The 20,284-nt window shown below is 63.5% G+C and carries 18 protein-coding genes and 1 pseudogene; 7 read left to right on the top strand and 12 right to left on the bottom strand.

What is annotated here, in order from left to right; genetic code table 11:
* Positions 1-99: 99 nt before the first annotated feature.
* From JQ629_RS21370 to ltnD, 4 genes are all read right to left on the bottom strand, one after another.
* Positions 100-1,791 (bottom strand): methyl-accepting chemotaxis protein, encoded by a 1,692-nt coding sequence (locus tag JQ629_RS21370; RefSeq protein WP_212414342.1) that lies wholly within the window; start codon positions 1,789-1,791, stop codon positions 100-102.
* A gap of 176 nt (positions 1,792-1,967) precedes the next feature.
* A complete protein-coding gene (otnK, locus tag JQ629_RS21365; RefSeq protein WP_212414341.1) occupies positions 1,968-3,245 on the bottom strand; it encodes a 3-oxo-tetronate kinase in 1,278 nt (425 codons plus the stop codon).
* Positions 3,242-4,024, bottom strand: coding sequence for a 2-oxo-tetronate isomerase (otnI, locus tag JQ629_RS21360; RefSeq protein WP_212414340.1), 783 nt, complete (start codon positions 4,022-4,024; stop codon positions 3,242-3,244). The genes otnK and otnI overlap by 4 nt, the downstream gene beginning before the upstream one ends.
* Before the next feature lie 84 nt (positions 4,025-4,108).
* Positions 4,109-5,023 carry an L-threonate dehydrogenase gene (ltnD, locus tag JQ629_RS21355; protein ID WP_212414339.1) on the bottom strand — a complete coding sequence of 305 codons (915 nt, stop codon included), beginning with the start codon at positions 5,021-5,023 and terminating at the stop codon, positions 4,109-4,111.
* 115 nt (positions 5,024-5,138) lie between these two features.
* Here ltnD and otnC point away from each other — a divergent pair.
* Together otnC and JQ629_RS21345 are read left to right on the top strand one after the other, a co-directional pair.
* Positions 5,139-5,798: pseudogene (gene otnC, locus JQ629_RS21350) on the top strand (3-oxo-tetronate 4-phosphate decarboxylase); the annotation flags it as partial.
* A 365-nt stretch (positions 5,799-6,163) separates the two neighbouring features.
* Positions 6,164-6,430 carry a hypothetical protein gene (locus tag JQ629_RS21345; RefSeq protein ID WP_212414338.1) on the top strand — a complete coding sequence of 89 codons (267 nt, stop codon included), beginning with the start codon at positions 6,164-6,166 and terminating at the stop codon, positions 6,428-6,430.
* A gap of 267 nt (positions 6,431-6,697) precedes the next feature.
* Here JQ629_RS21345 and JQ629_RS21340 read toward each other — a convergent pair whose 3' ends face one another.
* From JQ629_RS21340 to JQ629_RS21315, 6 genes are all read right to left on the bottom strand, one after another.
* Entirely contained in the window at positions 6,698-7,402 is a 705-nt protein-coding gene (locus JQ629_RS21340) for an ABC transporter ATP-binding protein (protein WP_212414337.1), read from the bottom strand.
* Positions 7,386-8,120: an ABC transporter ATP-binding protein gene (locus JQ629_RS21335; protein ID WP_212268373.1), complete on the bottom strand. Its 735-nt coding sequence runs from the start codon at positions 8,118-8,120 to the stop codon at positions 7,386-7,388. The genes JQ629_RS21340 and JQ629_RS21335 overlap by 17 nt, the downstream gene beginning before the upstream one ends.
* Positions 8,117-9,097, bottom strand: a complete 981-nt coding sequence (locus JQ629_RS21330; protein WP_212414336.1) for a branched-chain amino acid ABC transporter permease — start codon at positions 9,095-9,097, stop codon at positions 8,117-8,119. Before JQ629_RS21330 ends, JQ629_RS21335 begins: the two co-directional genes overlap by 4 nt.
* Positions 9,097-9,975, bottom strand: a complete 879-nt coding sequence (locus JQ629_RS21325; protein ID WP_212414335.1) for a branched-chain amino acid ABC transporter permease — start codon at positions 9,973-9,975, stop codon at positions 9,097-9,099. The genes JQ629_RS21330 and JQ629_RS21325 overlap by 1 nt, the downstream gene beginning before the upstream one ends.
* Before the next feature lie 185 nt (positions 9,976-10,160).
* A complete protein-coding gene (locus tag JQ629_RS21320; RefSeq protein WP_212414334.1) occupies positions 10,161-11,405 on the bottom strand; it encodes an ABC transporter substrate-binding protein in 1,245 nt (414 codons plus the stop codon).
* Between the two features lie 81 nt (positions 11,406-11,486).
* Positions 11,487-12,308: a putative hydro-lyase gene (locus JQ629_RS21315; RefSeq protein ID WP_212414333.1), complete on the bottom strand. Its 822-nt coding sequence runs from the start codon at positions 12,306-12,308 to the stop codon at positions 11,487-11,489.
* 119 nt (positions 12,309-12,427) lie between these two features.
* Between JQ629_RS21315 and JQ629_RS21310 the strand changes: the two genes are divergently transcribed.
* From JQ629_RS21310 to JQ629_RS21300, 3 genes are read left to right on the top strand one after another with little or no spacing between them, the layout of a single operon-like run.
* Positions 12,428-13,345: a LysR family transcriptional regulator gene (locus JQ629_RS21310; RefSeq protein ID WP_212268383.1), complete on the top strand. Its 918-nt coding sequence runs from the start codon at positions 12,428-12,430 to the stop codon at positions 13,343-13,345.
* A gap of 40 nt (positions 13,346-13,385) precedes the next feature.
* Positions 13,386-14,636 (top strand): Zn-dependent hydrolase, encoded by a 1,251-nt coding sequence (locus tag JQ629_RS21305; protein ID WP_212414332.1) that lies wholly within the window; start codon positions 13,386-13,388, stop codon positions 14,634-14,636.
* A 25-nt stretch (positions 14,637-14,661) separates the two neighbouring features.
* Positions 14,662-15,576: an NAD(P)-dependent oxidoreductase gene (locus JQ629_RS21300; protein WP_212268386.1), complete on the top strand. Its 915-nt coding sequence runs from the start codon at positions 14,662-14,664 to the stop codon at positions 15,574-15,576.
* Between the two features lie 152 nt (positions 15,577-15,728).
* Here the strand turns inward: JQ629_RS21300 and JQ629_RS21295 are convergent, their stop codons facing one another.
* Positions 15,729-16,802, bottom strand: coding sequence for a tartrate dehydrogenase (locus tag JQ629_RS21295; RefSeq protein WP_212414331.1), 1,074 nt, complete (start codon positions 16,800-16,802; stop codon positions 15,729-15,731).
* Between the two features lie 191 nt (positions 16,803-16,993).
* Between JQ629_RS21295 and JQ629_RS21290 the strand changes: the two genes are divergently transcribed.
* Positions 16,994-17,770, top strand: a complete 777-nt coding sequence (locus JQ629_RS21290) for an SDR family oxidoreductase (RefSeq protein WP_212414330.1) — start codon at positions 16,994-16,996, stop codon at positions 17,768-17,770.
* Between the two features lie 127 nt (positions 17,771-17,897).
* Here the strand turns inward: JQ629_RS21290 and JQ629_RS21285 are convergent, their stop codons facing one another.
* Positions 17,898-18,749: an alpha/beta hydrolase gene (locus JQ629_RS21285; RefSeq protein ID WP_212414329.1), complete on the bottom strand. Its 852-nt coding sequence runs from the start codon at positions 18,747-18,749 to the stop codon at positions 17,898-17,900.
* A 52-nt stretch (positions 18,750-18,801) separates the two neighbouring features.
* On the opposite strand from JQ629_RS21285, the gene JQ629_RS21280 reads away from it, so the two are divergent.
* Positions 18,802-20,268, top strand: a complete 1,467-nt coding sequence (locus tag JQ629_RS21280) for an amidase (RefSeq protein WP_212414328.1) — start codon at positions 18,802-18,804, stop codon at positions 20,266-20,268.
* Positions 20,269-20,284: the final 16 nt, after the last annotated feature.

Raw genomic sequence — 20,284 nt, 5'->3', positions numbered from 1 at the left:
GGCTACCGAGTAGCCCAACCGGATTTCGCTGCAAGGTTGCAGAACGCAAAAGCCCGGCCCCCTTGGGAGCCGGGCTCTTCGCCGGTGATCGGCCGGGGGTCAGGCCGCCCGGACCGAATCCAGGAACTTGCCGACTTCGAGCTTGAGGCGGTTGCTGTCGCCGGACAGCGACTGCGCCGCCGACAGCACCTGCGAGGAGGCCGAGCCGGTCTCGCTCGCGCCGCGCTGGACGTCGGTGATGTTGGCGGAGACCTGCTGGGTGCCTTGCGCAGCCTGCTGCACGTTGCGGGAGATTTCCTGCGTCGCGGCACCCTGCTCTTCCACCGCGGCGGCGATGGTCGAGGAGATCTCCGACAGCCGCTCGATGGTGCCGCTGATTTCCTGGATTGCGTTGACCGACTCCTGGGTCGCGGCCTGGATGCCCGATATCTGCTGGCCGATCTCGCCGGTGGCTTTCGCGGTCTGCTCGGCCAGCGCCTTCACCTCCGACGCCACGACGGCGAAGCCGCGGCCGGCTTCGCCGGCGCGCGCCGCCTCGATGGTCGCATTGAGCGCCAGCAAATTGGTCTGGCCTGCGATGGTGCTGATGAGTTCGACGACGTCGCCGATCCGGCTCGCCGCCTTCGACAATTCGCTGACCCGGTCGTTGGTGACGCGGGCCTGGCCGACGGCGTCGGTCGCCATGCGCGCCGATTCCTGCACCTGGCGGCTGATCTCGTTGACCGACGACGACAGTTCTTCGGTCGCCGACGCCACCGACTGCACGTTGGTGGAAGCTTCCTCGGAAGCCGCCGCCACCGCGGTCGTCAGCGACTGCGAACGCTCGGCGGTCGCCGACAGCGTGCCGGCCGAGGCTTCGAGCTGCGTCGAAGCTGATGACACGGTCTGGACGATCTCGCCGATGACAGATTCGAAATTGCGGGTGATGCCGTCGACCCGGCGGCCGCGCTCGATCTTCGCTTCGGCGTCAAGGGCGGCGGCCTCATCAGCGGCCTTCTTCGCGATCAGCGCCTGCTTGAATACCTGCAAGGTGTCTGCCATGGCGCCGATTTCGGTCTTCTCGCCCTGATGCGGAACTTCCGCGCTGAGGTCGCCTTTGCCCAGTGCCTGCATCGGGGTGACGATGGAAGCGATGCCGCTTGAGACGTCGCGAACCAGATAGATGCCGACGGCAATGCCGGTGATGACGGAGACGCCGAGAATCACGGCCAGCATCAAGAGAGCGGACGCGTAGCTGTCAGCCGCGCTCTGAGCCGCCTTGTCGGCTCCGGTGTTGTTGAGGTCGATGCTCTTCTTCAGGACGGCGTCGGCCTCGAGCCCGATCTTGTTGACCGTCTTCGAGTTCATTTCATGCGCCTCGAGCGGAACCTTGCCGACGGCGCTGCGCGACAGCGCCATTACTTCCTCGGTACCCTTCTTGTATCGCTCCCAGAGGTCGGACCATTCCTTGTAGAGCGCACGCTCCTCCGGGGAGGCGATCATCGGCTCGTAGAGCGCGCGGATCTTGTTGTTGTTCTCGACCACGCTCGCCAAGGTTTTCTCCTGGGCCTGCTTTCCTTCCAGCGTCCCGACCAGCATGTGCTCGCGGATCACGTTGCGGTAGGTGATGACGCCGGCGCGCAGGTCGCCGAGCACGCGAACGCTCGGCATCCAGTTGGTCGTGATATCCACGGTGTCGGCGTTCATCGCCCGCATGTTGCGGACCGCCAGCAGGCCCATGCCCGTCATCGCGACCAGCAGGAAGGCAACGACAGTAATGATTTTGGCGCGGATCGAGTACTTGGCAAGCATGGGTTGGAATCTCTTGGTTTTGGACGCGCGGACGACGCGCCAGTTGCGACGGGCGGGTTGAGTCGGCGCCCTTGCACGCAGCAGAATCTTATTCGTTCTCAGGTTGTGTTAATTTGGCGCACCGTAAAAATACGGTACGCGACAGAAGTCTCTGAGAAATGAACGGCGTAGGACGCTCAGCGCATCAGCTTGAGCGCGTCGGAAAAGAATTCGGCGCCGCCGAAATTGCCCGATTTCAGTGCAAGCAGCATCTCGCCGTTTTTCGCGCCCACCGCGCGCAGAACCGGCACGCCTGCAGCGATTTCTGCGCCAACGAGGAAGCCGGGAATCCCTAAGCGATCGACCACGGCGCCTGAAGTTTCACCACCTGCGACAACCAGCCGGCGCACGCCGGACTGCACCAATCCGTCCGCGATATCGGCCATCGCCTGCTCGATGGCATGTCCAGCTGCATCGCGGCCATGCCGGGATTGCAGAGCTGCGACCTGATCCGGCGTCGAGCTGCTCGCGATCAGAAGCGGGCCGTCACCGATCCGTTCCTTCGCCCATGCCAGCGCACGCCGCGCCTCATCGGGACCCGCGACAACGCGGTCGGGATCGAGATGCAAGACCGGCATAGCCTTTTCGGCATTGGCAATCTGCTGCAGCGTCGCCTGCGAACAACTGCCGGCCAGGCACGCGGCCGGTCCGCCGACCGGCGCATCGGCGTCAGCCTTTGCAACGTTGGATTTGACCTTGCCGGACGCGACCATCGCCCGCGCGAGGCCGAGCCCGATGCCGGAGGCGCCGACCGACAATCGATGATCGAGCGCGACGTTGCCGATGGTTTCCAGATCGCGGTCGAACACAGCATCGATGATGGCCGCGCCAATGCCTCTGCCGGCGAGATCGGTGAGACGCGCGCGCACAGAAGCTTCCCCGCGCGCGAGCGTTGCAAGGTCGACCAGCCCGACTTTGGTCTGGCTCTGGCGCGCCAGCACCCGCACCAGATTGGAATCATGCATCGGGTTGAGCGGATGATCCTTCAGCGGACTTTCGTTCAGCGGTACGGCGCCAACGAACAGATTGCCCTGATAGACGGTGCGGCCGGTTTCCGGAAAGGCCGGCGTCACCAGCACGATGGCATCGCCGGAATCGCCGCGCAGCGCATCCATCACAGGGCCGATATTGCCCGCGTCGGTGGAATCGAAGGTCGAGCAGATCTTGAACAGCACATGGTCAGCGCCGCGGCCGCGCAGCCATTTTTCCGCCGACCGCGACCTGGTGACGGCAAGGCCCGCCTCGATCGAGCGGCTTTTGAGCGACACCACCACCGCGTCGACTTCCGGCAGCGCGAGGTCGCCTGCGGGCACGCCGATGGTCTGCACCGTGCGCAGGCCGCAGCGCGTCAGCGTGTTGGCGAGATCGGAGGCGCCGGTGTAGTCGTCGGCGATGCAGCCCAAAGACAATTTCACGATTTTGCTCCGGCGTAGGGCTTGAACCAGCCGAGGCCGTCGGTGGTGTTGCCGCGCGGGTTATATTCGCAGCCGACAAAGCCGCCATAGCCGAGCCGGTCGAGCTCAGCGAACAGGAACGGATAGTTCAACTCCTCGCCGTCAGGTTCGTTGCGCGAGGGGATGCTGGCGATCTGGATGTGGCCTATGATCGGCATCATCTCGCGCAGCCGCATGGTGACGTCGCCATGGATGATCTGGCAGTGATAGATGTCGAACTGCAGTTTTAAGTTCGGAATCTTCAGCTCCACGATCAGGTCGCGGGCGAAGCCAAAATCGTTGAGGAAATAGCCGGGCACGTTGCGCGAGTTGATCGGCTCGATCACCACGTCGAGGCCATGGGGCGCGAAGAACTCGGCCGTCCAGGCCACCGACTTGTAGAAGGCCTCTACCGCCTTGCGATCGCCCCGGTCGGCAATCCCGGCCATCAGGTGCAGCCGCTTGACGCCGGTCGCCTGCGCATAGGGCAGCGCGGTCTGCAGGCTGTTCTTGAGATCGTCGAAACGTTCCGGCAGCGCCGCAAAACCCTTTTCGCCGGCATTCCAGTCGCCCGGCGGCAGGTTGAACAGCGCCTGCGTCAACCCGGCGCCCTTGAGCCGCGAGCCTACTTCGTCGGCCGGATGCTCATAGGGAAACAGGAATTCGACGGCAGTGAAGCCCGATTTCGCGGCGGCGTCGAAGCGGTCGAGGAACGGGACCTCGTTGAACATCATCGAGAGATTGGCGGCAAAGCGGGGCATGTTCTGTCCTCTTGTGTGTCGCGATTACTCTTTGTCTTGACGCGTTTTCTACATGCGAACCGGTATCCACTTCGCTTGAAAACGCTATGTTGGCTCGCCCGGCAAATGCGTGCCGGTGACGCGGGCATACATCCGCGCCACCGAGGCGTCGTCGTCGCGGCCCATGCCGGAGGCCGCCGTCATCAGGAACATCTGCAGCGCGGCGGCGGCGACCGGCACCGGGAATTTCGCTGATCGAGCCATGTCCTGGATGATGCCGAGGTCTTTCACGAAAATCTCCACCGCACTGCGCGGCGCGTAGTCGCCATCGAGCACGTGCGGCATGCGGTTCTCGAACATCCAGGAATTGCCGGCGGAGGCCGTGATCACTTCATAGACTTTTTTGATGTCGAGGCCCTGCTTGGCGGCAAACGTAATCGCTTCGGAAGCTGCGGCGATGTGCACGCCGGCCAATAGCTGGTTGATCATCTTGAACGCGGCGCCCTGCCCCGCGGCATCACCAAGCTCATAGAGTTTGGCCGCCATCGCATCGAGCGCCGGGCGCGCCTTGGCGAACGCGGCGGCGCTGCCCGAGGCCAGAATGGTGAGTTCGCCCTGCGCCGCGCGCTGCGCGCCGCCGGAGATCGGCGCGTCCAGATAGAGCCGGCCGGTTTCCTCGAGCTGTTTCGCCAGCCGCCGCGCTACATCGGGATCCATGGTGGCGGAGGAGATGAACACCGCCCCCTTGGCCAGGGTTTCCGCAACGCCATTGGCGCCAAACAGGATGGTTTCGGTTTGCGCGGCATTGACGACGACGCTGACGACGATATCGGCCGCCTTGGCCGCTTCCGCCGGGGTCTTGGCGCCGTTACCGCCGTCGGCCACGAAGCGCGCGACGGACTCGGCCGAGACATCGCACCCGGTGACCTCGAACCCGGCGCGGCGCAGCGAGGTGGCCATGCCAAAGCCCATCGAGCCCAGCCCGATGACGGCGACGCGCGGTTTTACGGATTCTGGCATTGTGGCGTTCCCTTACGCTTTTGGGCCGCAGTCCCCAGCGGCTTTGTCTCTGGGTATCACGGCTTGGCCGCGCTGCCAAAGCGTGAGAAAAGGCCAGAGGAACAGGGTTTAATCCATGAGCGAAACCAGGATTCGCGAGGAAATCTGCCGCCTCGGCCGCTCGCTGTTCGAGCGCGGGCTGACGCCGGGCTCCTCGGGCAATATCAGCGTCAAGCTCGACGATGGCGGCTGGCTGGTGACCCCGACCAACGCCTCGCTCGGCTCGCTCGATCCTGACAGGCTGTCGCGGTTAGGGCCCGACGGCAAACTGGTCTCCGGCGACGCCCCGACCAAGGAAGTGCCGCTGCACACCGCCCTCTATCAAACCCGCGACGCCGCGCGCGCGGTGGTGCATCTGCACTCGACCCATTCGGTGGCGCTCTCGATGCTGCCGGAGATCGATCCCCGCGCCGCATTGCCGCCGATGACGCCCTATTACCTGATGAAATGCGGCCAGACCGCATTGGTGCCGTATTTCCGGCCGGGCGATCCGGCGGTGGCGGACGCGATCAAGGGACTGGCGGGAAAGTATTCATCCGTGCTGCTCGCCAATCACGGCCCGGTGGTATCCGGCGACACGCTGGAAGCGGCGGTGTTCGCGATCGAGGAACTGGAAGAGACGGCGAAACTGTATCTGCTGCTGCGCGGGCTGAACCCGCGTTATTTGTCGCCGGAACAGATCAAGGATTTGACCAAGACGTTTGGGCTGGTGTTGCCTGAGCATGGGCATGAGCACGACGACATCCCAGAACCGGCAAGGCCCTCGGACGATGAAATCGACGCAGCCGCACGTACCCTCGAGGCCGACGCCAGATTTTACCGTTGGTGGCCGGCTGCCGGTAAGTCGTATGACGAACTTGATCCCATCGGTAAGAGCGAGTTCGGTGGAACGGTTGAACGAATGCTAATGGCGGCATCCATGGCGAAACGAAAGAGAGGGACAACTTAAGCCGCTACAGTCCCAGCAATTGTAGCCCGCATGAGCGACGCGATATGCGGGATCACCTGTCCCGGATATCGCTTCGCTCATCCGGGCTACAACACTGAACGTTTGGATTCACGCTGCCGGACCACAATCACTGATATTCGTGGAGGACGCACATGTTCAAGTTCACTGGTTTCGCCTTCGGAGTTCTGTTCGTGATTGGCCTGTCGGATTCGACAGCGCTGGCGCAAGAGACGGTGCAGAGCATGCTGGCTGCACAGATCCGCACGCAGGGCTTTACCTGCGACAAGACGCTCGGCGCAAAAAAGGACGCCAAGCGCTCGAAGGCGGACCGCGAGGTATGGGTTCTCAGGTGTAGCAACGCGAACTACCGCGTAGGCCGCGCGCCGGACATGGCGGCGAAGGTCGAGGTCATCAGGTAGCTGCCGTAGCCCGGATGAGCGAAGCGACATCCGGGGTTCGTCCCGCATATCGCTACGCTCATGCGGGCTACCGGCTTGAAGTAAGCCACGCCACTACAGCCACCGACGTCATCCCCGGGACGAACGCAATTGCGTTCGCCCGTAGGTGCTCGCCGTCTTCGGCGAGCCTCGAAGGATGTTTGGAGGAGTGCTTGCGGCTCATCCTTCGAGGCGCGCAGGGGCGCGCACCTCAGGATGACGGTGGCGTATGCGGAGGTAGCGTAACCGCTACAATCCCAGATACGCCTTCCTTACATCCGGATTGGTCCTGATGTCGGCCGCGCTGCCCTGCATCAGCACGCGGCCGGTTTGCAGGATGTAGGCGCGGTCGGCGATCTCGAGGCACTCGGCCATCCGCTGCTCGACAATCAGCACGGTCATACCGGTGTCGCGAATGCGTTTCACCGCCTGGAAGATTTCATCGACCAGTTTCGGCATGATGCCCTGCGAGGGCTCGTCCAGCATCAGGAGACGCGGCCGCGTCATCAGTGCGCGGCCGATCGCCAGCATCTGCTGCTCGCCGCCGGACAGCGTTTCGGCGCGCTGATCCAGCCGCTCCGATAGCCGCGGGAAAAGCTTGAACACCAGATCCAGTGGCGCTTCGCGGTCGGCTTCGCCGCGGTAGAGGTAACTGCCGAGCCGCAAATTGTCGCGCACCGAGAGCCGCGGAAACAGCCGGCGGTTTTCCGGCACATAGGCGATGCCGCGCGAGGTGATGACATGCTGCGCCAGGCCGTCGATCCGCTCGCCGTCGAAGGTGACGGTGCCGAAACGCGGACGCTCGGCGCCGGCGATCGATTTCAGCAGCGTTGACTTGCCGGCCCCGTTGGCGCCGGCGACGCAGACGACCTCGCCCTTGGCGACCTCGATCGTGACAGCCGAGATCGCGACCAGCCCCTGATAGGCGGTGGTGACTTCATGCACCGACAGCATGACGATCCCCCAAATAGGCGGTGATGACTTTCGGATCGCGAACCACGTCGGCGGGCTTGCCCTCGACCAGCACCTTGCCGAGATCGAGCACGATGGCGCGATCGACCAGCGGCATCACGATTTCCATGACGTGCTCGACCATCAGAATGGTAACGCCGGTGTCGCGCACCTTGCGTACCAGTTCTACACCGGTCTGGGCCTCGAGCGGCGTAAGACCGGTCAGGCATTCGTCGAGCAGCAGCAGTTTCGGTTCGGTCGCCAGCGCGCGCGCCACTTCGAGGCGGCGTTTTTCCGACGGGACCAGATCGCTGGCGAGCACATTGGCGCGCGCGGCCAGGCCGCAGAACTCCAGCACTTCATGGGCCTTCTGCCGCGCTACGCGCATCACGGTGTTTCGCATCAGCGCGCCGACGATGACATTGTCGATCACGCTCATGGTCTCGAAGCTTTTCACGACCTGAAAGGTCCGGGCCACGCCGCGCACGCACCGCTCGGCTGCCGGCAGCGCGGTGACGTCTTCGCCGTCGAACCAGATCGTCCCTTGCGTCGGCGGCAGTACGCCCGCGATCAGATTGAACAGCGTCGATTTGCCGGCGCCGTTCGGCCCGATCAGGCCGACGATCTCGCCGCGCCCGACCGAGATCGAGACGTCGCTGTTGGCGACGAGCCCGCCGAAGCGTTGCCAGACGCCGCGGGTTTCCAGCAAGGGCGTGCTCATCGCGTCGCCTCCTTGCGCCTGGGCGTGAACAGCGAGACCAGGCCTTGCGGCCGCGCCAGCGAGATCGCGATGATCAGGCTGCCATAGACGATCAGGTCGACGCCGCGGCCGGAACCGCCGGCGTAGGACCGCGTCAATTCCGTGACCGGAATCAGGATGACGGCCCCCAGCATCGGCCCCCACAGCGTGCCGATGCCTCCGAGCACCGCGGGCAGCGCCATCAGCAGCGAGATGTGAAAGCCCATGATGCTCTCGGGATCGATATAGGAAACGAACTGCGCATAGAAGCTGCCGCCGACCGCGACCAGAAACGCTGATACCGCGGCTGCGCCCATCTTGGAATTGAACACGACGACACCAAGGCTTTCAGCGGCGTCCGGATTGTCCTTCACCGCGCGCCACCAATAGCCCCATTTGGAATCCTCCAGCCACCAGGTGACGAACCAGGCGATGCAGGCCAGCGCCAGCGCAAAGTAGAAATACGGCAGCTTGCTGCGCGCGAACTGGAATTTGAGCCAGCTGTCGCCGCGCACGGGAATCTCGATGCCGAGTGCCGCGCCCGCCCAATCCCAGTTGTGGAACAGCAAGAGCCCGATCTCGGCAATGACGATGGTGGCGATCGCGAAATAATGCCCGCGCAAGCGGAAGCAGGGATAGCCCAGCCCCATCGCGATGACAGCCGATATCAGGCCGCCGCCGAGCATACCGAACCACGGCAAGACGCCGAACTTGGTGAACAGCAGCGTCGTGGTATAGGCGCCAAGCCCGAAATAGAGTGCGTGACCAAGCGAGATCTGTCCGCAATAGCCGGAGAGGATGTTCCAGCTCTGCGACAGCGCCGCCCACATCAGCGTCAGCACCATGATGTTCTGGACGTAGGAGTCCTTGACGAACAGCGGCACCACGGCAGCGATGGCGGCGAGGCAGAATGCGACGATCAGGTCGCGGCGACGGCGTTTTGCAAAATCCGTATCCATCACATCGACCCGAACAGACCGCGCGGCCGCACGAACACGACCAGGAGATAAACCGCATAGATGCCGACCGACTTCAGCGAAGGCGGCAGGATCAATGCGGTGGTGGCTTCGACCAGGCCGACGATGATGCCGCCGGCAAAGGCGCCGAACACGCTGCCGAAGCCACCGAGCGCCACCGTGACATAGGCAATCAGCGCAAACGACGCACCGACGTCGGGATAGATGTAGAAGAAGATCGACATGATGGCGCCGGCGAGACCGACCAGCGCCGCACCGAGGCCCCAGCCCAGCGCGAAGACGCGATTCTTGTCGATACCAACCAGCGCCACCGCGCCGGCATCCTCGCGGGTGGCTTCGAGCGCACGGCCAAAATCGGTGCGGTTGATGAAGTAATAGAGCCCACCGAAGGCCAGCATCGCCACCGCCGCGCCGATCAGTTGCGGCTGCGGCAGGAAGATGCCGCCGATCGAGACGGTTTTGCCGCCGAACCAGGAATGGGTGACGCTGCGGTAATCCGGCGTGAAGAAGAACTGCGCCACGCCGCGCATCACGATCGCAAGCCCGAAGGTGGAGAAGATCTGCACCATGCCGGCATTGGCCTTTGCCCTGACCGCGAAGCGTACGATCAACAGATAGACCACGGCGCCAAAGACGAACAACGCCGCAGCCACCAGCGGCGCCGCCAACAATGGATCGATCGCGAAGAACGCGAACAGGAAGAACGACGCGTACATCGCGATCATAAGGAATTCGCCATGGGCGAAATTCACGACGTCCATCAGGCCGAAGATCAGCGCGAGGCCGACCGCAATCAGCCCGTAGAGCAGCCCCATCAGGAGGCCGCTCGCCAGGCTTTGGATAATCGTCTCGGCTGTCACAGGTGTACCCCCAGGCTTGAGGCATTATTCTCGGGGGCCGTCATTGCGAGCGAAGCGAAGCAATCCATCTTGCCGCAACAAGAAAGAATGGATTGCTTCGTCGCTACGCTCCTCGCAATGACGAGGAATGCCAGGCTCTGGATAATCGTCTCGGCTGTCATGTCCCCCGCCCCCGTGTCCGACCGTTACTTCATCGGCCAGACGGCCTCGGCGACCGCGCCTTGCGGCGGGGAGATGGTGACGAACTTGCCGCCGATATATTGCAGCAGCACCGGATCGGCGTCGTTGTTCTGGCCCAGTTCGTCGAACTTCACGCGCTTCCACGGCATGATGGTCTGCTCGCCCGGGATTTCGGTCGCGGCCAGCGCCGCGCGGATCTTTTCACCGTCGGTCGACTTGGCGCGGTTGATGGCGTCCGCCAGCACGATCAGGCCCATGAACTCGCGCGAGGTGTTGTCGTTCAGGTCCTTGCCCGACTTCGCCTTGAACAATTCGTTGATCTTGCCGACCATCGGCCGCTTGGCGGCGAGATCGAGCGAGAAGCTGCCGCGGGTGATGACGCCTTCGAGCTTGTCGCCAACCGCGTCGTACAGCGCCTTCTCGGAGAAGCCCGCGGCCTGCGCCACGATGGCCTTCGGCTTGTAGCCGAGTTCGGCCATGGTCTTGACCAGCATGATGCCGTCGGTGGTGTAGCTCGAGGGCATCAGCACGTCGGCATTCGCCGACTTGAGCTGCTGGACCTCTGCCGACAGCGACGGCGAATTGGAACGGTACTTGATGTCGGCAACGATCTTGTATCCGCGCTCATTCGCAAGCTTGATCTGCGCGTTCGCGGAGTCGGTTCCGAAGATCGTGTCCTCGTGGAACAGGGCCAGCGTCTCGATCTTGGTGCCCTTCTTCTTCAAGGCGTCGTAGAAGTCGAACATCGCCTTGGTGAACATTTCGTCGTGGGGCGCGGCGCGGAAGAAGAATTTCAGGCCGCGGGTATGCAGGCTCGGCGACGAGTTGTCAGCCGAGACAAACGGGGTCTGATAGCGCTCGCAGATCTGGCTGATGGTGACCGCCACCGAGCTCTGGTAGCTGCCGATGATGGCGCAGACTTTCTCCTGCGTGATCAGGCGCTCGGCTTCGGCACGGCCCTTCTGGGGATCGCCCTGATGGTCGGCGAACACGAGGCGAATCTTGGCGCCGCCGAGCCCGGGCAGCCCGACATCCTTGGCTAGCGGCAGATCGAAATCATGCTTGTTGTTGATGATGTCGGTGGCGGTGACATAGGCGTGCTGCGCGTCGACGCCGATCTGGGCATTGGCGCCGGACATCGGATAGGTGACGCCGATCACCACTTCGGAAGTCTGCGCGCGGGCCGCGATCGGCGCGAGAGCGGCGGCAGCGGTGGCTCCAAGCAATACATTGCGGCGCGTGATCGTCATTGCAAATCCCCTTTTGAACGGCTGACATCGATGAAGCGGTTGGCGGTTACGGTAAAGCCTCAATGATCGGCACGAGTTGCATCAAAGCACGGCAAGCGCCTTGTTCTGCAAATCGGTCACCAGCATCAGTCCGGGCGCGTGCGTGATCGCAAACGGCAGTTTGGCCGCCGCAATGACCGATTGCGGCGTCACACCGCAGGCCCAGAACACCGGAATCTCGTCGTCCCCGACCGGCACCGCATCGCCGTAGTCGGGCTTGTTGATATCGGCGATCCCGATCGAATGCGGATGACCGAGATGAACCGGCGCACCGTGCACTGAAGGAAAGCGCGAGGTGATCTGCACCGAGCGGATCGCATCCGCCGGCTTGAACGGCCGCATCGACACCACCATGGGACCTGCGAACGGGCCCGCCGCGCCGCAGGCGATGCTGGTGCGGTACATCGGCACGCGCAGCTTGCGCTCGATGTGGCGGATCGGCAGGCCGTCTGCCAGCAACGCTTCCTCGAATGAATAGGAGCATCCGATCACGAACGCCACCAGGTCGTCGCGCCAGTGCGCGGTAATGTCGGTCGGCTCTTCCACCACTTCGCCGTCGCGCCAGACGCGATAGCGCGGCAGGTCGGTGCGGATGTCGAGGTCGAGGCCGAGCGAGGGAATTCTGAAATCACCGACATCGGACATGCCGATGATCGGGCACGGTTTGGGATTGAGCTGGCAGAACCGGTGAAACGACGCCGCGAGCTTTTCCGGCAGGATCACCAGATTGCCCTGCACGAAGCCGTTGGCGACACCGGCCGTGGTGGTGGCCATGCCGGTCCGGCAGGCGTGCCGGGCGGCGACGCTGGGCGATAAATTCGCCGTATCGAGGCCGGGTCGTTCCGTCTTTGCCAAGCTGGTCATCGTTGCAACAGCTCCAATCAGGTCGACATCTACTCCCGCATATGGCTATGATAATGTCTAATCGTGATTTTTAATCAAGATCGATAAAATAAATTTATCGACATGCGGGCAGAGGGTGCATGGTTGATTTCAAGGCAATCGAGACCTTCATGTGGGTGGTGACGCTCGGCAGCTTTCGTGGTGCTGCGCAGAAGCTCAACACCACGCAGCCCGCCATCTCGCAGCGGATCGCCCAGCTCGAACGCGAGGTGGGCGTGAGATTGCTACAGCGCGAGCGCCGCATGGTGATGCCGACACCGAGCGGCCGGCAATTGCTGGTCTATGCCGAGAAACTGATCGGGCTGCGCTCGGAAATGCTCGCCGTGGTCGGCGACCACTCGGCGATGCGCGGCGTGCTACGGCTCGGCGTCGCCGAGACCATCGTCCACACCTTCCTGACGCAGCTGATCAAGAGCGTCAATCACACCTATCCCAACCTCTCGCTCGAGATCGAAGTCGACATCACCTCGAATTTGCGCAACCGGCTGCTGGCGCAGGAGATCGAACTGGCGTTCCTGCTCGGACCGGTGACGGGGCCGACCATCAGCAACCGGGTGCTGTGCGACTATTCGGTCGGATTCCTTGCCAGTCCTTCGCTCGGGCTCGGCAAGGAACGGCTGTCGGTGCATGACCTCGCCAAATTTCCCATCATCACCTTTCCGCGCAAGACGCCGCCTTACGAAATCGTGCGTTCGCTGTTCAACCGGCCCGACCTGCCACCGATGCGCCTGCACGCCAGCGCCTCGCTCGGAACGGTCAAACACATGGCGATCGAAGGCCTCGGCATTGCGGTGATTCCAACGGCGATCGTCGAAAGCGAAATCGCGGATGGCAGGCTGCAATTGCTGTCGACCAACCTGCAGATGCCGCTGTTGACGTTTTCGGCGAGCTGGCTGGCTTCTCCGGACACCATCGCGGTCGAACGGGTGGCCGAATTGGCGGCCTCGCTCGCGCAAGGCGGCGTCGTTGTTGACGCGCCGCTGCAGGCGCGTCATTGAAGCGGATCGGGTGAGCATCAATCAAGACCGGAATGGCTGAATGACCAAGATCGCATCCAACCTGCAAATCGATTCCGCCCGGCTGTGGGACACCATTCATGAAACCGCCAAATTCGGCGCAACGCCGAAAGGCGGCGTGCGGCGGCTGACGCTCGGACCTGAGGACAAGCAGGTCCGCGACTGGTTCCGGAAAGCCTGCGAAGCCGCCGGCCTCGAGTGTCACGTCGATGCGCTCGGCTCGATGTTCGGCCTGCGCAAGGGGCGCGACATGTCGAAGGCGCCGATCGGGGTCGGTTCCCACCTCGACACCCAGCCGACCGGCGGCAAGTTCGACGGCATACTCGGCACGCTCGCCGCGCTTGAAGTGGTTCGCACCCTCAACGATGCCGGTATCGAGACCGAGACGCCGATCTGCATCTGCAACTGGACCAATGAGGAAGGCTCGCGTTTTGCGCCGGCGATGATGGCGTCGGCAGCCTATGTCGGCGATTTCACCACCGACGACATTCTGTCGCGCAAGGATGCCGAAGGCGTCACGGTGGCGGAGGCGCTCGACAGCATCGGCTATCGCGGCGAGAGCCCGGTCGGCCGGCAGAGATTCTCCAGCTTCGTCGAACTGCATATCGAGCAAGGCCCGATCCTCGAAGCCGAGAACAAGACCATCGGCGTGGTCGATTCCGGCCAGGGCGTGCTGTGGTACGACGGCAAGATCACCGGATTTGAAAGCCATGCCGGCTCGACGCCGATGCCGTTGCGGCGCGACGCACTGGCGACGCTGTCGGAAATCGTGCTGGCGATGGAAGCAACCGCCAGGAAGCACGGCCCGAAGGCGGTCGGTACCATCGGCGAGGCCGTGATCGCCAATCCCTCGCGCAACGTCATTCCCGGCGAAATCGCCTTTACGATGGATTGCCGCAGCGCGGACGCCGCGATCATGGACGCGCTGGACAGGGATTTGCGCGCGGCGATTGCGGAGATCGCGGTCCGGCGCAAGGTCGACGTCAAGCTCGATTTGGTCTGGCGCAAGCCGCCGACCCATTTCGATCCGAAACTCGTCGACGCCGTCGAGAACGCCGCCACCGCGCTGGGCTATTCGCATCGCCGCATCACCTCCGGTGCCGGCCACGACGCCTGCAACCTCAATACGGTAATGCCGGCGGCGATGGTGTTCGTGCCCTGCAAGGACGGTATCAGCCACAACGAGCTGGAAGACGCCACGCAGGCCGATTGCACCGCCGGCGCCAACGTCCTGATGCATACCGTGCTGGCGCTTGCCGGCGTGGCGTCATAAAATAATCAAAACCGGAGGGACTGCCGTGCGCGGTGTTTTTGTCGATGCCAATGATTCGCTGGCCGTGATCTTCGAGCGGCTGGAACAACCCGGTGACCCCAAGGTCCGTATCAACAGGGATCCCGACATCACCTCGGATCAGTATCCGGCCTTGCTCGACGGCGCTGAAATCGCCGTCGTCGATCACACCGCGCTGCCGACCGAGATTGCGAAAAAGTGCACCGGGCTGAAGCACGTGGTGTTCCTCGGCACCGGCGCGCGCAGCTACATGAATCCGGAAGAGCTCGCCGAACTCGGCATCGAGGTGCACCTGATCAAGGGCTATGGCGACACGGCCGTGGCCGAATGCGCCATCGCGCTGATGTGGGAAGGCGCGCGCGGCCTCGCCAGCATGGATCGCGGAATCCGCGCCGGCAACTGGCTGCGCGATGACGCCATGCAACTGACCGGCAAGACGCTGGGGCTGATTGGCTACGGCGGCATCGCCGCCGAAGTCGCGCGGATCGCGCTCGGCAGCGGCATGCGCGTGATCGCCTGGAACCGGTCACCCAAGAAGCACCCGAAGGTCGAGTTCGTCGAACTCGATGAGCTGCTGAGCGAGAGCGACGTCATCTCGATCCACCTGCTGCTCAACGACGAGACGCGCGGGATGGTTTCGCGTGCCTGTATCGAGGCGATGAAGCTCGGCGTCATCCTCGTCAACACCGCGCGCGGCGCCATCGTCGACGAGGAAGCGATGATCGAGGCCCTGAAATCAGGCCAGATCCGCCATGCCGGCCTCGACGTCTTCAACATCGAGCCGCTGCCGGCGGATCATCCACTGACCAAGCTGCCCAACGTCACGCTGTCGGCGCATTCTGCGTTCCGCACGCCGGAGGCAAGCGAGAATCTGATCGGGGCGGCGCTGGAGCACTGCCGGCGGATCGCGAAGGGGAAATAGGATTTATCCCCGTCGTCCCGGCGAACGCCGGGACCCATACCGCGTTGTGCTATCCGCTAAGGCAAGGTGGTCGACACCTGCTACAATAACGATCGCCGCGGCGTATGGGTCCCGGCGTTCGCCGGGACGACGATCGAGTCTGTAATCGCTCCCTACTCCACCATATCCGCGACCGCCTTGCCGCAGGCGGTCGTGTCGGCGTTGCCGCCGAGATCGCGGGTGCGCAGCGTGCGTTCGCCGAGCGTGCGCTCGATGGCGCCGACGATCGAGGCCGCCGCTTCCTTCTCGCCGAGATGCTCCAGCATCATCGCGCCCGACCAGATCATGCCGATCGGGTTGGCGATGCCCTGCCCGGCAATGTCGGGCGCCGAGCCGTGCACCGGCTCGAACACCGAGGGGAAATTGCCTTCCGGATTGATATTGCCCGACGGCGCGATGCCGATGGTGCCGGTGCAGGCCGGGCCGAGATCGGAAAGAATATCGCCGAACAGATTGGAGCCGACCACGACGTCGAACCAGTCCGGATGCAGCACGAAATTCGCGGTGAGAATATCGATGTGGTACTTGTCCCACTTGACCTTGGGATAGTTCTTCGCCATCGCCTCCACGCGCTCGTCCCAATAGGGCATCGTGATCGAGATGCCGTTGGACTTGGTCGCCGAGGTTAGATGCTGCTTCGGGCGTGACGCCGCAAGATCGAATGCGAATTTGAGAATGCGATCGACGCCGACGCGGGTCATCACGGTCTGCTGGGTGACGAATTCGCGGTCGGTATCCGGGAACATCCGTCCGCCGACGGAGGAATACTCGCCTTCGGTGTTTTCGCGCACCACCCAGAAATCGATATCGCCGGGCTTGCGGTTGGCGAGCGGCGACGGCACGCCGGGCATCAGCCGCACCGGGCGCAGATTGACGTACTGGTCGAACTCCCGGCGGAATTTGATCAGCGAGCCCCACAAGGAAATGTGATCGGGGATTTTGGCAGGCCAGCCCACCGCGCCGAAGTAGATCGCGTCGTGCTTGCCGATCTTGGCCTTCCAGTCCTCCGGCATCATCTCACCGTGCTTTTCGTAATAGTCCCAGGAGGCGAAGTCGAAATGATCGAAATGCACGGCCACGCCGTGCTTTTTCGCGGCCGCCTCAAGAACGCGCAAGCCCTCCGGCACCACTTCCTTGCCGATGCCGTCGCCGGGAATAACCGCGATCCGATAGGTTTTTTTGCTCATCCTTGAAATCCTTGGGTGGCTTGCTCTTTGGGTCGTGCGCCATGCACCAGACACGGCCTGTTGATGGCCTTGCAATGGACCAAACGGCGCGCGGGTGCAACGCTGCAGTGCAATGTTGACCGCTGACGGGCCGACCGCCTACCAATTTCGCCGACCACTCCCCCGATACCCCTCATGAAGCGAGAATTCCCATGGATCTGCATTTGCGCGGCAAGCGCGTCCTGATCACCGGCGCCTCCAAGGGCATTGGCGCCGCCGCGGCCGAAGCTTTCGCCGAGGAAGGCTGCGACATCAGGCTGGCCGCCCGCAACGGCGAGCAATTGAAAGCGCTGGCCGACCGGTTGCGCTCGGCCCACCAGATCGACGCCTCGGTGCATGTCGTCGATCTGCGCAACCCGGCCGACATCGAGAAACTGGTGAAGGATACGTCTGATATCGACATCCTCGTCAACAATGCCGGCGATATCCCAGGCGGCTCGATCGACAAGATCGACGAGGCGACATGGCGTCACGCCTGGGAACTGAAAGTGTTCGGCTACATCAACCTCACCCGTGCGGTCTACGCGCAGATGAAGGCGCGCGGCCATGGCGTCATCGTCAACGACATCGGCGCGGCCGGTGAAAAATTCGACGCGAATTATATCTGCGGCAGCGCGGGCAATGCGGCTTTGATGGCGTTCACGCGTGCACTAGGCGGCAAGAGCCTCGCCGACAATATCCGCGTGGTCGGCATAAATCCCGGCCCCGTCGGCACCGACCGCCACGTCACGCTGCTGAAGACCCGCGCCAAGAACCAGTTCGGCGACGAGAACCGCTACAAGGAATTCCAGAAGGGCCTGCCGCACGGCCGCCCCGCCCACGCGCGCGAGATCGGCGACCTGATGGCGTTTTTGGCGTCGGACCGTTCGGGGTACACGTCGGGCGTGATTTACACGGTGGATGGCGGGATCAGTGCGGGGTGGGGGTAGCGCGATCAACCGCCGTCATTGCGAGTGAAGTTAAGTTCGTCATTCCGGGATAGCAGCGCTAGCCCCAGACCCGGAATCTCGAGATTCCGGGTTCGATGCTTCGCATCGCCCCGGAATGACGGGCACATCAACCCGCCGTCCTTTCAAACAACTGCCTTATCAGCGTCGTGATCCTCCCCGTCGGCGCCATCATCTCGTGCATGATCGAAAAATGGTCGGCGCCGGGAATTTCCTCATAGGTCACCGGCAATCCATATTTGGCGCGGTGGCCGGCGAAGTCGGCGATTTGCTTGCGCAGCAGCGGCAGTTCGGCGCTGCCGGCCACCAGCGACAGCGGCTTGAGCGGACCGCCTGTCATCATCATCGGCGAGTTGCGGTGCGACGTCGCCTCATCAGCCTTCAGTTTCTCATTGAGATAGCTGTGCCTGATCGGCTCGAGGTCAAAGATGCCTGATATCGCCATCCCGCCCCGCACCCTGGGATGCGACAACGCCATCGATGTGAGATGGCCACCGGCGGACCAGCCGGACACCACGATGTCGTCACCAGCCGCACCGAGCGCCGGCAATTGTCCGGTGAGATAATCAATGCCGGAATGGATTTCGGCGACGATCTCGTCGAGCGTCGCATCCGGCGCCAGCGTGTAGCCGATCAGCGCCACGTTGATGCCGTGCGCCATCGAGCCTTCGGCGAACACCGTAAAGGCCTCCTTGGCGCGCGTCTGCCAATAGCCGCCATGGATGAACAGCAGCGTCGGCGCCTTGTCGGCCGCTTTCAGGAAGTCGATCCGGTTGCGCTCGCGCGGGCCATAGCGGAGGTCGAGTTGGCCGGGGAAGCGCTTGCGCATGTCGGCGGAGCGCTGCTCCCAGCCCGCGACCAGCTCGACGGCGCCGGGCACGGCCACGCCATTATTGAAGCCGAGGTCGCGATCCTGCTGGCTCATCGCGCGCCAGTCCAGCGCAGAAAACAATGCCGGCATTCCAAATCTCCAGTGCAGCCACGACGTCGGCGCGTTTCCACTTTGCCAAAAAATGTTCTACAGCACCATTCACGACCAAGAAACCGCGGAGAGAAAAGTGACTGATCAGGGGCTGGTGCGAGAGACGGCGTGTGCCATCGTTGGCAAACTGAGAGCGGGTGAAGTCACGCCACTCGATCTGCTCGACGTGCTGGAAAAGCGGATCGCCGAAGTCGACGGCCCCGTCAACGCGCTGCCGACGCTGTGCTTCGACCGCGCCCGCGACCGCGCCAGGGCGCTGATGAAAAAGCCGGTCGGCGAGCGCGGCCTGCTCGCAGGCCTGCCGATCCCGATCAAGGACCTCACAGCGGTCGAGGGTGTGCTGACCACGCAGGGCTCGCCGATCTACAAGGATAACATCCCGGCGAAATCGGACATTCTGGTCGAGCATCTCGAAAACAATGGCGGCGTGATCTACGCCAAGTCGAACACGCCGGAATTCGGCGCCGGCGCCAATACCTTCAACGAAGTGTTCGGCGCGACGCGCAATCCCTGGGACACCTCCCGCTCCGCCGCCGGCTCCTCGGGCGGTGCGGCGGTGGCGCTCGCCACCGGAACAGCCTGGCTCGCCCACGGCTCCGACATGGGCGGTAGCTTGCGCAACCCCGCAAGCTTCTGCGGCATCGTCGGCCTGCGGCCGAGCATCGGCCGCGTCGCGCACACGCTCGCGGCCGCGATCGACCGCAACCTCGGCGTCCAGGGCCCGATGGCGCGCAATGTCGAGGACGTCGCCTTGCTGCTCGACGCGATGAGCGGCGAACATCCCGGCGATCCCTTGTCGCTGCCGGTGCTGCCGAATTCGTTCCTGTCCGCCGTGCGCGCCGGCGGCAAGCCGAAGCGCATCGCCTATTCGCCCGATCTCGGTATCACGCCTGTCGATCCCGAGGTTGCGGCCGTCACCCGCAAGGCGGCGCAGCGTTTTGCCGAGCTCGGGGTCATCGTCGAGGAAGCCCATCCGGACCTCCGCGAAGCCCATGAATGTTTCCACGTGCTGCGCGCGTTCGACTTTGCACTGAGCAAGGCGCAGCTGCTGCGCACCAAGCGCGACCAGCTCAAGCCCGAAGTGATCTGGAACATCGAGGAAGGCCTCAAGCTGACCGTCGAGCAGCTCGAGCGCGCCGAGGCACAGCGCGTCGCGATGACCGCACGCACGCTGGAATTCTTCGACAAATACGACCTGCTGCTGGCGCCCGCCACCATCGTGGCGCCGTTTCCGGTCGAGAACCGTTACGTCGCCGAATGCGATGGCAAGAAGTTCGACAATTATGTCGAGTGGCTCGGCATCGTCTATGCGATCACGCTGGTGTGTTGCCCCGCGTTGTCGCTGCCGTGCGGTTTTACGGCCTCGGGCCTGCCGGTCGGACTGCAGATGGTGGCCCCGCCGCGCGGCGAGGCAAAACTTCTCGCCGGCGCCAAGCTGCTGGAAGACATTCTGGGCGTACGCGGCACCACACCGATCGAGCCGCGCGCGCCGAAGTAACGCGCCTCTCCTCAAA

Origin of the sequence: Bradyrhizobium sp. AUGA SZCCT0222, assembly GCF_018130205.1 — a bacterium.
In the GTDB taxonomy this organism is placed as follows: Bacteria; Pseudomonadota; Alphaproteobacteria; order Rhizobiales; family Xanthobacteraceae; genus Bradyrhizobium.
Note: the sequence above shows the minus strand (reverse complement) of the source record. Positions and strands in the feature narration are given on the sequence as shown.